The sequence below is a fragment of the Streptococcus agalactiae ATCC 13813 genome, assembly GCF_000186445.1.
Taxonomy (GTDB): domain Bacteria; phylum Bacillota; class Bacilli; order Lactobacillales; family Streptococcaceae; genus Streptococcus; species Streptococcus agalactiae.
In genome coordinates this window covers 50,763-60,704 of the sequence record NZ_GL636070.1, presented here as the reverse complement: position 1 = coordinate 60,704, position 9,942 = coordinate 50,763, and the positions used below count along the sequence as shown (strand labels likewise).

General features: G+C 36.0%; 9 protein-coding genes. 2 read left to right on the top strand and 7 right to left on the bottom strand.

The features are described from left to right. Window positions 1-29 precede the first annotated feature (29 nt). The 7 genes from HMPREF9171_RS112590 to mnmA all read right to left on the bottom strand — a co-directional run bounded on the left by HMPREF9171_RS112590 (window position 30) and on the right by mnmA (window position 8,074). Window positions 30-317, bottom strand: coding sequence for a Veg family protein (locus HMPREF9171_RS112590; protein ID WP_001278152.1), 288 nt, complete (start codon window positions 315-317; stop codon window positions 30-32). 11 nt (window positions 318-328) lie between these two features. Continuing rightward, entirely contained in the window at window positions 329-1,684 is a 1,356-nt protein-coding gene (dnaB, locus tag HMPREF9171_RS112595; protein ID WP_000852645.1) for a replicative DNA helicase, read from the bottom strand. 42 nt (window positions 1,685-1,726) lie between these two features. After that, on the bottom strand, window positions 1,727-2,179 hold the full coding sequence (gene rplI / locus HMPREF9171_RS112600; protein ID WP_000864243.1) for a 50S ribosomal protein L9: 453 nt from the start codon (window positions 2,177-2,179) through the stop codon (window positions 1,727-1,729). Between the two features lie 5 nt (window positions 2,180-2,184). Then, window positions 2,185-4,167, bottom strand: a complete 1,983-nt coding sequence (locus HMPREF9171_RS112605) for a DHH family phosphoesterase (protein ID WP_000819771.1) — start codon at window positions 4,165-4,167, stop codon at window positions 2,185-2,187. A 66-nt stretch (window positions 4,168-4,233) separates the two neighbouring features. Further along, window positions 4,234-6,135 carry a tRNA uridine-5-carboxymethylaminomethyl(34) synthesis enzyme MnmG gene (gene mnmG, locus HMPREF9171_RS112610; protein WP_000221888.1) on the bottom strand — a complete coding sequence of 634 codons (1,902 nt, stop codon included), beginning with the start codon at window positions 6,133-6,135 and terminating at the stop codon, window positions 4,234-4,236. Window positions 6,136-6,304: 169 nt separating this feature from the next. After that, window positions 6,305-6,916, bottom strand: coding sequence for a MarC family protein (locus HMPREF9171_RS112615; protein ID WP_000623752.1), 612 nt, complete (start codon window positions 6,914-6,916; stop codon window positions 6,305-6,307). Between the two features lie 36 nt (window positions 6,917-6,952). Continuing rightward, complete coding sequence (gene mnmA, locus HMPREF9171_RS112620; RefSeq protein WP_000131751.1) at window positions 6,953-8,074, bottom strand: tRNA 2-thiouridine(34) synthase MnmA; 1,122 nt, start codon at window positions 8,072-8,074, stop codon at window positions 6,953-6,955. Between the two features lie 245 nt (window positions 8,075-8,319). On the opposite strand from mnmA, the gene sdaAB reads away from it, so the two are divergent. Both sdaAB and sdaAA read left to right on the top strand, forming a co-directional pair. Next, entirely contained in the window at window positions 8,320-8,988 is a 669-nt protein-coding gene (gene sdaAB / locus HMPREF9171_RS112625) for an L-serine ammonia-lyase, iron-sulfur-dependent subunit beta (RefSeq protein WP_000681579.1), read from the top strand. 14 nt (window positions 8,989-9,002) lie between these two features. Further along, complete coding sequence (sdaAA, locus tag HMPREF9171_RS112630) at window positions 9,003-9,875, top strand: L-serine ammonia-lyase, iron-sulfur-dependent, subunit alpha (RefSeq protein ID WP_000500148.1); 873 nt, start codon at window positions 9,003-9,005, stop codon at window positions 9,873-9,875. Window positions 9,876-9,942 lie beyond the last annotated feature (67 nt).

The window sequence follows — 9,942 nt, the reverse complement described above, 5'->3', positions numbered from 1 at the left end:
AATAAAAAACCTCAGTCGAGGTTTTCATACTATTCTGCTGACTCGTCATCAAAATAACGAATTAAAGTTTTCTCAGTTAAAATATCTGAATAAGTGTAAGACTCTACATAAGTATTATCAATTGCTCCTGGTACAGCTGCAGTATCCTTATACTCTACGATAAACAAAGATGGGTAAACTTCAATTAGGCGCCCAATTTTATTTTTTTCCCTCTTACGACCATTTTCGAGAGTAAGTTCGACCATCTGTCCCTCATGTGACTTGATATCTTCTTTTATTTTTTTCATTTTTGCAACATCTGCAAATGCATCACTCATATTAACATCTCCTATTCTTCAAATTGAGCTATACTAGAAAATTTATTATATTCCTTTTGAAACATTAATTTTACTGTCCCACGCGCACCAGCACGGTTCTTTTCTAAAATAACCTCAACGGTATTATCTTCTACAATTTCCTCTGCTTCTTCGCCCTCTCTACGATAATAATCATCTCGATATAAGAAAGCAACAATGTCAGCATCTTGTTCAATCGATCCAGATTCACGAATATCAGATAAGACCGGTCGTTTATCCTGCCTTTGCTCAACCCCACGAGAGAGCTGGCTTAATGCGATAACAGGAACCTTTAATTCTTTAGCTAAAATCTTCAACTGCCTTGAAATTTCAGAAACTTCTTGCTGACGATTTTCTGGTCTAGTTCCTGAAATTAATTGGAGGTAGTCAATGACGATTAAACCTAAACCATCATCAACTTCTTGAGATAACTTCCTAGAGCGTGCTCTAATTTCTGTAATTTTAATCCCGGGCGTATCATCAATATAAATTGGCGCATCCGCCAAAGCTCCTTGAGCAATCGTTACATTATTCCAATCTTGATCCGTCAACTGACCAGTTCGTAAACTATGAGAATCAACCATTCCCTCTGCTGCCAACATACGGTCAACTAAACTCTCAGCCCCCATTTCAAGTGAAAAAATAGCTACAGGTCTATTTTGTTTAGTTCCAACATTTTGAGCAATATTTAAAACAAAGGCTGTTTTACCTACTGCAGGACGAGCCGCTAAGATGATTAATTGATCTGGATGTAAACCTGTAGTAATCCTGTCTAAATCTCTAAATCCAGTTGGTAAACCTGTGACATCTGAGGTTTGCTGTGAACGTAATTCTAAGTTTTCGTAATTAACTTTTAAAACATCAGATATCTTTCTAAACCCGCTACGATTACTGTGTTCGTTAATATCAACTAAAGCCTTCTCAGCGGTAGCAATAATTTCATCAGAATCATTTCCTTCATAGGCCATGTTGACAGTATCTGTCAACTTAGAAATGATATCTCGCAACATGGCTTTCTCAGAAACTATTTTGGCATAAAACTCCGCATTAGCACTTGTTGGAACACTATTAACTAATTCAACAATATAGCCCAACCCACCAATGTTTTGAAGATCACCTTGGTCATCTAAAATATTTCTAACAGTAGCAGCATCAATTGCATCATTTCTATCAGCTAAGGTAATCATCGCTCTGAAGATAACTTTGTGTGAATATTTATAAAAGTCATCTGGACTTATAAATTCTCTCACCATAATCAGTTTCTCTGGTGAGATAAAGATAGATCCTAGAACGGCCTGTTCTGCCAACAGGTCTTGAGGTTGTACTCTTAGCTCAGATACTTCTGCCAAACTTCATTCCTCCTGACTTGTCAACCTTTATCATCTCTCAGTTTACGCTTCTTTGATATCAAGCTTAATCTGTGAAGAAACCTGTTTATGTAATTTTACTGGTACTTCAACCTTACCAATCGCTCTAATAGTATGATCTAAATCAATATGACGTTTGTCAATTTTAATGCCGTATTGTTTTTGTAACTCTTCAGCAATCTTTTTGGCTGTGATAGAACCAAACGTACGACCATCTGGACCTACCTTTTCAATAAATTGCACTCGTGTAGTTTCGGATTCTAATTGTGTTTTCAGCTCCTGTGCCTGTGCTAAAATTTCTGCTTGCGCTTTTTCTTCGGACTTTTGTTTTCCTTTTAATTCACCGATAGCTTGTGTCGTTGCTTCTTTAGCTAGATTCTTTTTTAATAAGAAGTTTTGAGCATAACCAGTAGGTACTTCCTTAACCTCACCTTTTTTTCCTTTCCCCTTAACATCTTGTAAAAAAATAACTTTCATCTCAATTAATCCCTTCTATTTTCGACTGTACTATTTTCTCTTAAATCTTCGTCAATTATTTCCAGTAACATACGTCTAACTTGCTTTACAGACTTGTCTTGTATTTGACAAGCAGCAAAACTAAAATGTCCGCCACCACCAAGTTTTTCCATAATGCGCTGGACATTGATATTATTTCTACTGCGCGCTGAAATACCAATATTTGAACTGTTTTTAGTAATAACAAAAGTAGCCTCAATACCTGCCATTGTCAACATGGTGTCAGCTGCTTTACTAGCTATAACATGCGAGTAAACTTTATGTTCTTCTCCGGTAGCAACAATGATGTTATCATAAATACGCTCACCTTTTAAAATCAATTCATTAATTAAACGATATTCATCAAAATCTGTAGCTGATATTTTTTGAATAGCCATACTATTACTACCTAAACCGCGTAAATAGCTTGCCACATCAAAAGTTCTACTCGTTACATTAGATGCAAAATTTCTTGTATCAAGCATGATACCAGCCATTAAAATACTTGCTTGACTGCGGCTTAATTTATCTTTAGCTTGTTGAAATTGAATCAATTCTGTAACTAATTCGCTGGCACTACTTGCGCCACTTTCTATAAATGAAAGGACAGCATTTTTTGGAAAATCTTCATCTCTTCTATGATGATCTACCACAATAACATCTGCAAACTTGTTAAAGAATTCCTTAGATAAGGTTAAAGCTGTTTTAGAATGGTCTACCATGACTAATAAAGAATTTTGAGTAATTAATTCAAAAGCTCTCTCAACACTTACGAGACGTGTTTCGCCGTCTTCTTGCAAGTAATCAATGGCTCTTTCAATATCAGAATTCATGTCATTTGGGTCATAAACTACATAACTGGCATTAACAATATTACTAGCAAAAAATTGCATCCCTACAGATGCACCTAGTGCATCCATGTCTAATTTCCTGTGTCCCACAATAAAGACACTATCAACTACTTTCAAGCGGTCAGAAATAGCAGTCATCATAGCTCTAGTACGTGTTCGTGAACGTTTAATAGTTGAAACAGCACCACCACCAAAGTAAAGTGCTTTTTTACTACTATCATTTTCACGTACTACTATTTGATCTCCTCCGCGAACGAGTGCTGTATTAAGATTTTCTAAAGCAATTTGCCCAATTTGATTATGGTTACCATCACCATAAGAAATTCCCATACTTAATGTTAATGATAAATGGTTTTCCTGAGCGCGTTTTCGAAACTCATTTAAAATATCAAATTTATCTTTTATCAATGTATTTAAAACGCTATAGTCGGTAAAAATATAGTATCGATCCATATTGACACGACGATAAAAAATATTTTTAGACTGTGTAAAATCAGAAATAAAACTAGTCACGAAGGCGTTAATCTTTGACATATCAGCCTCTAACATAGTATCCATAATATCATCGTAGTTATCAATGGAAATAATACCAATAACTGGACGTAGCATTGAACTATCATAGTTTCTTCTATTCCCCATGAAATTATCAAAGAAATAGAAAACACCCGTCTCTGTATCCAAATAAGCTGAATATTTGTTATCACCGTATTCAAATGATTGCCCAGCCGTTCCATTACGTCTACTAGTAATGATATCTTTAACAGTAGCAGACTGAAAATGGCCATTATCCCCAGTGAAAATCAATTCTGCATAAGGGTTAAACCACTCAATATCATTTGTTTCAAGATCAAATTGTATAACACCAACTGGCATTTGTTCAAGAAGACTCTTAAGAGAAACTTCTGTTTGATCATTAAGTAATTCAATTTGTTCAACTTCAGATAGTTCATAAGTTATCTTTTGGTAATATAATAAGGCAACAACAAAAGATAAAGCAACAAAAATAGCCAATAATAGAGCCGTATAGGATTGAAATAACCTAACACAAATAGCTAATAGTCCAAATAAAATCAGGCCTATTAAAACTAAATGGACGGTTGCAAAACGAAATCTTTTCATTAAATAACCTCTTAAGACCTAATTATAACACAAAACGCCCCTGATAAACAGGGGCGAACACTATTATCAATTGATATTTTTACGACCTTTTTGTCTTCCTTCAAGGTAAACCATTAAAATACTGATATCGGCTGGATTAACTCCTGAAATACGACTAGCCTGACCTAGCGTTTCTGGGTTAATTTTTTTGAATTTTTGTCTAGCTTCTGTTGCGATAGAATCAATGTCATCCCAGTCAATATGAGGGGGAATACGTTTTTCTTCCATTCGTTTCATTTTTGCAACTTGATCTAAAGCTTTTTTAATATAGCCTTCGTATTTAATTTCAGTTTCCAAAAGTTCAATAACCTTACTGTCTAATGGCTCATCAGCACAACCAACAAAATCCGTTGCTACTGCATATGTGATTTGTGGGCGGCGCATAAATTCTTTGGCAGTTAAAGCATCTGTCAAAGGTTTAAAGCCCAATTCTTGAATCCGTTTATTTGTCTCAGAAACTGGCTTTAACTTTATAGAATCTAAACGTTCTAATTCATTTTCAAATTGCATTTGACGCTTTTTAAATATCGCATAACGCTCTTCATCTACTAGGCCAATCTCATAACCGATTTCTGTTAAACGCATATCTGCATTGTCATGACGAAGAATCAGACGATATTCTGCGCGACTTGTCAACAGACGATATGGTTCTAGAGTCCCTTTGGTAACTAAATCATCAATCATGACACCAATGTAAGCATCACTTCGTTTTAAAATAAGTTCTGGCTTCCCTTGAACTTTGAGAGCAGCGTTGATCCCAGCAACCAACCCTTGACCAGCAGCTTCTTCATAACCTGAAGTACCATTAGTCTGTCCTGCAGTAAACAAACCAGCAATTACTTTTGTTTCGAGTGTTGCTCTTAATTGATGAGGCAATACAATATCATACTCAATAGCATAGCCTGTACGCATCATTTCAGCATTTTCAAGCCCTTTTATAGAACGTAATAAATCAACTTGAACATCCTCAGGAAGACTCGTTGATAGCCCTTGGACATAAACTTCTTCAGTGTGTCTACCTTCTGGTTCTAAGAAGAGTTGGTGGCGCTCTTTATCAGCAAAACGCACAATTTTATCTTCAATTGACGGACAATATCGAGGACCAACTCCCTTAACGATTCCAGAAAACATAGGAGCACGGTGTAGATTTTGATTGATGATGTCATGACTCAAAGTATTCGTATAGGTCAACCAGCACGGTACTTGATCAGTAATATAATCTTCATCTCTAGACATAAATGAAAAATGATTTGGTTGCTCATCCCCAGGTTGTATCTCTGTCTTTTCATAATTAATAGAGGAGGCTTTTACACGAGGAGGTGTTCCAGTTTTGAAACGACCAATTTCTAATCCTAGGTCTCTTAAATTATCTGCCAATGTCACAGAAGCTAAACTATTATTAGGGCCCGAAGAGTACTTAAGCTCACCTAATATAATCTCTCCTCGAAGAGCAGTACCTGTTGTTATAACAACAGATTTTGCTGAAAATTTCTGATTAGTTGCTGTACGAACCCCCACAACCTTTCCATCCTCAACAAGTATTTCGTCAATCATAGCTTGTCTTAAGGTAAGGTTTTCTTGCTTTTCTACAGTTTGCTTCATTGTTTGTGCATAGAGGGCTTTATCAGCTTGTGCTCTTAAGGCACGGACAGCAGGCCCCTTACCTGTATTAAGCATTTTCATTTGGATATAGGTTTTATCAATGTTTTTACCCATTTCACCACCTAAAGCGTCAATCTCTCTGACAACGATACCTTTAGCAGAGCCACCTATAGAAGGATTACAAGGCATAAATGCCAACATTTCTAAGTTGATAGTAGCTAGAAGTGTCTTACATCCCATACGACTAGCAGCTAGACTAGCTTCCACACCTGCATGACCCGCTCCAACAACGATAATATCATAGTTTTCTGCAAAATTATATGTCATTTTATTCCTTTCCAATTTCAAAGTCTAATTCATTAAAACACAAAAATAGCCAAAACTCTCGAAAATTGTACGTCAAAAAGACTTACAAATTCCATGAGCTTTGACCATCATAGTTATTGTTAAATTTATTTTAGCATTTATCTTTTAAAAGTCAACCAGAGGGGATAGGCTATGTTAAATGAAAACCAATTTTTATGCCTGTTATTAGCATCTCTATCCCGATAGTCATCAAAATAAGTCCCATCATTTTGGTGATTATAGTCATTGCATTTTTTCCAAGAAATTTAGTAATTTCGTTTGCACTTATTAAAATAACATACATTATCACACATAGTATGGCAAAAGCAAGTATAGTAATGAGTTTGCCAGATAAACCACCACTTGATAAACCCATAGCAGTTGCAATAGTACCCGGACCTGCCAAAAGGGGCATTGCTAATGGTGAAACTGCCACATTCATTGGATCATCCTTATGCTCCTCTAGGTTTTTATTGGTTGGTGAATGTATACCATTAATCATTTTATAACCTATAATACCTACCAATATTCCACCAGATATTTTTAGGGCGGCTAGGGTAATACCAAATAAGTTAAAAAGTAAGTGGCCACTTAATACAAAGATTACAATAATGACAAAAGCAAGTAATACTCCTTTTGCTGCAATTCGACGTGAAATCTTCTGATCATCATCAGCTACTAAAGCCATAAAAGCTGGCAAATTAGAAATGGGATTCATAATGGCGAAAAAAGCCATGAAAGCTAAAATAAATTTTGAAATCATACGATTCGATTACCTCACTTAATAATTAAGTGTCAATTAAATGTATTGACAGATTTTATCATCACGATAAGCCTGATCAATCATCCCACCGCCTAAACATTCTTGTTCATTATAAAAAACAACAGCTTGACCTGGTGTGATTGCTCGTTGTAAATCATCAAACACAACCCTTGCTTGATTACCTTTTACGTAAACTGTAACTTTACTGTCAGGTTGACGATATCTGAACTTAGCCGTACATTCTAGCTTAAATTCATTAGGCATATCACGTGTAAAGTGAATTTCAGAAGCTGTCAAGCTAGTTGACATCAATGAGTCATGATAGAAACCTTGACCTACATAAAGAATGTTTTTACTTAAATCCTTTCCAACTACAAACCAAGGTTTATTATCTCCACCATGTTGCCCACCAATACCAAGGCCCCCTCTTTGACCAATAGTATAATACATTAAACCAGCATGTTCACCCATGTCACGACCATCAACAGTCATCATACGACCTGGTTGAGCCGGTAAATATTGACCCAGGAAATCCTTGAAATTTTTTTCTCCAATAAAACAAATACCAGTAGAGTCTTTTTTCTTAGCGGTCGCAAGTCCTGCTTCTTCAGCTATACGGCGAACTTCTGGTTTTTGTAAATGACCAAGTGGAAATAACGTTTTTTGCAATTGCTCCTGAGATAATTGACTTAGAAAATAAGTTTGATCCTTATTATTATCTACTCCTCTGAGCATATGAACTATTCCGTTTTTATCACGTGTTACTTGTGCATAATGACCTGTTGCTACATAGTCAGCACCTAATGTCATCGCATAATCTAGAAATGCTTTAAATTTAATTTCCTTATTACACATAACATCTGGGTTTGGGGTACGACCTGCTCGATATTCTGCTAAAAAATATTCGAAAACCCTGTCCCAATACTCTTTTTCAAAGTTGACAGAGTAGTATGGTATGCCGATCTGATCAGCAACAGCAGCAACATCTTTATAATCTTCAGTAGCCGTACAAACACCAAATTCATCTGTGTCATCCCAATTTTTCATAAAAACACCAATAACATCATAACCTTGCTCTTTTAAAAGCAGGGCAGTTACTGATGAATCAACACCTCCACTCATGCCTACAACGACACGAATGTTTGAATTATCAGTCATAAGAATTCTCCCATCAAAAAGTTTTATTTTTAACTTAGGCTTGAAGGGCCAAGTTGTTCTTAGATCAATCATATTGACTAAGAAACACTATAAAAGTGCTTATATATTATAGCACTATTTGTTGTCAAGTTGTATGTTTTTGTTGTGATAAATATTTATTACATTGCAGTTTTTTTATCTTTTTATGATATTTTTTAGAAATAATCTGTTATAATGAGAATGTACAAAAATCACGAGGAAAAACTATGAAACATTTAAAATTTCAATCGGTCTTCGACATTATTGGTCCTGTTATGATTGGACCATCAAGTAGTCATACTGCAGGAGCTGTCCGCATTGGTAAAGTTGTCCATTCTATTTTTGGTGAACCTAGTGAAGTAACCTTTCATTTATACAATTCTTTTGCTAAAACTTACCAAGGACACGGTACTGATAAAGCATTGGTTGCAGGGATTCTAGGAATGGATACAGATAATCCAGATATTAAAAACTCTCTTGAAATTGCTCATCAAAAAGGAATTAAGATTTACTGGGATATCCTAAAAGATAGTAATTCACCACATCCAAATACTGCGAAAATAACTGTTAAAAATGGGGATAGGAGCATGAGTATTACAGGAGTGTCAATTGGTGGCGGAAACATCCAAGTTACTGAGTTGAATGGATTCTCAGTTTCATTAACAATGAATACTCCTACTTTAATTATCGTTCATCAAGATATACCTGGCATGATTGCTAAAGTAACTGATATTTTATCTGACTTTAACATTAATATTGCTCAAATGAATGTAACACGCGAAAGTGCAGGAGAAAAAGCTATCATGATTATAGAAGTAGATTCACGAGATTGTCAACAAGCTGTCAAAAAGATAGAAGCTATTCCTCATTTACACAATGTCAACTTCTTTGATTAAGAGAAAGGGTAACTATGTTTTATACAATTGAAGAGCTGGTAGAGCAAGCTAATAGCCAACATAAGGGTAACATAGCAGAGCTCATGATCCAAACGGAAATTGAAATGACTGGTAGAAGTCGTGAAGAAATTCGTTATATTATGTCCCGAAACCTTGAGGTTATGAAAGCTTCTGTTATTGATGGATTGACCCCTAGTAAATCAATCAGTGGTTTAACAGGCGGTGATGCTGTCAAGATGGATCAATATTTACAATCAGGAAAAACTATTTCAGATACCACAATCCTAGCTGCCGTTAGGAATGCTATGGCTGTTAATGAGTTAAATGCTAAGATGGGACTGGTCTGTGCAACACCAACTGCAGGTAGTGCAGGATGTTTACCAGCTGTGATTTCTACAGCCATTGAAAAGCTTAATTTAACAGAAGAAGAGCAACTTAATTTTCTATTTACAGCCGGCGCATTTGGTCTTGTCATTGGTAATAATGCCTCTATCTCAGGTGCAGAAGGAGGTTGCCAAGCTGAAGTTGGGTCAGCTAGTGCTATGGCTGCGGCTGCTTTAGTTATGGCTGCTGGAGGTACTCCTTTCCAAGCTAGCCAAGCTATAGCATTTGTTATTAAAAATATGCTTGGACTTATCTGTGACCCTGTTGCAGGTTTAGTTGAAGTCCCTTGTGTGAAGCGGAATGCTCTTGGATCAAGTTTTGCACTTGTTGCTGCTGATATGGCCTTGGCTGGTATTGAATCGCAAATTCCAGTAGATGAAGTTATTGATGCAATGTATCAAGTTGGATCAAGTTTACCGACTGCTTTTCGTGAAACTGCAGAAGGAGGACTTGCTGCCACGCCGACAGGAAGACGTTATAGCAAAGAAATTTTTGGGGAATAAAGTTTATCAATTTTCTACTCTTTCCCTGAAAATAAATAAAAACGCTACAGCTTTACTGTAGCGTTTC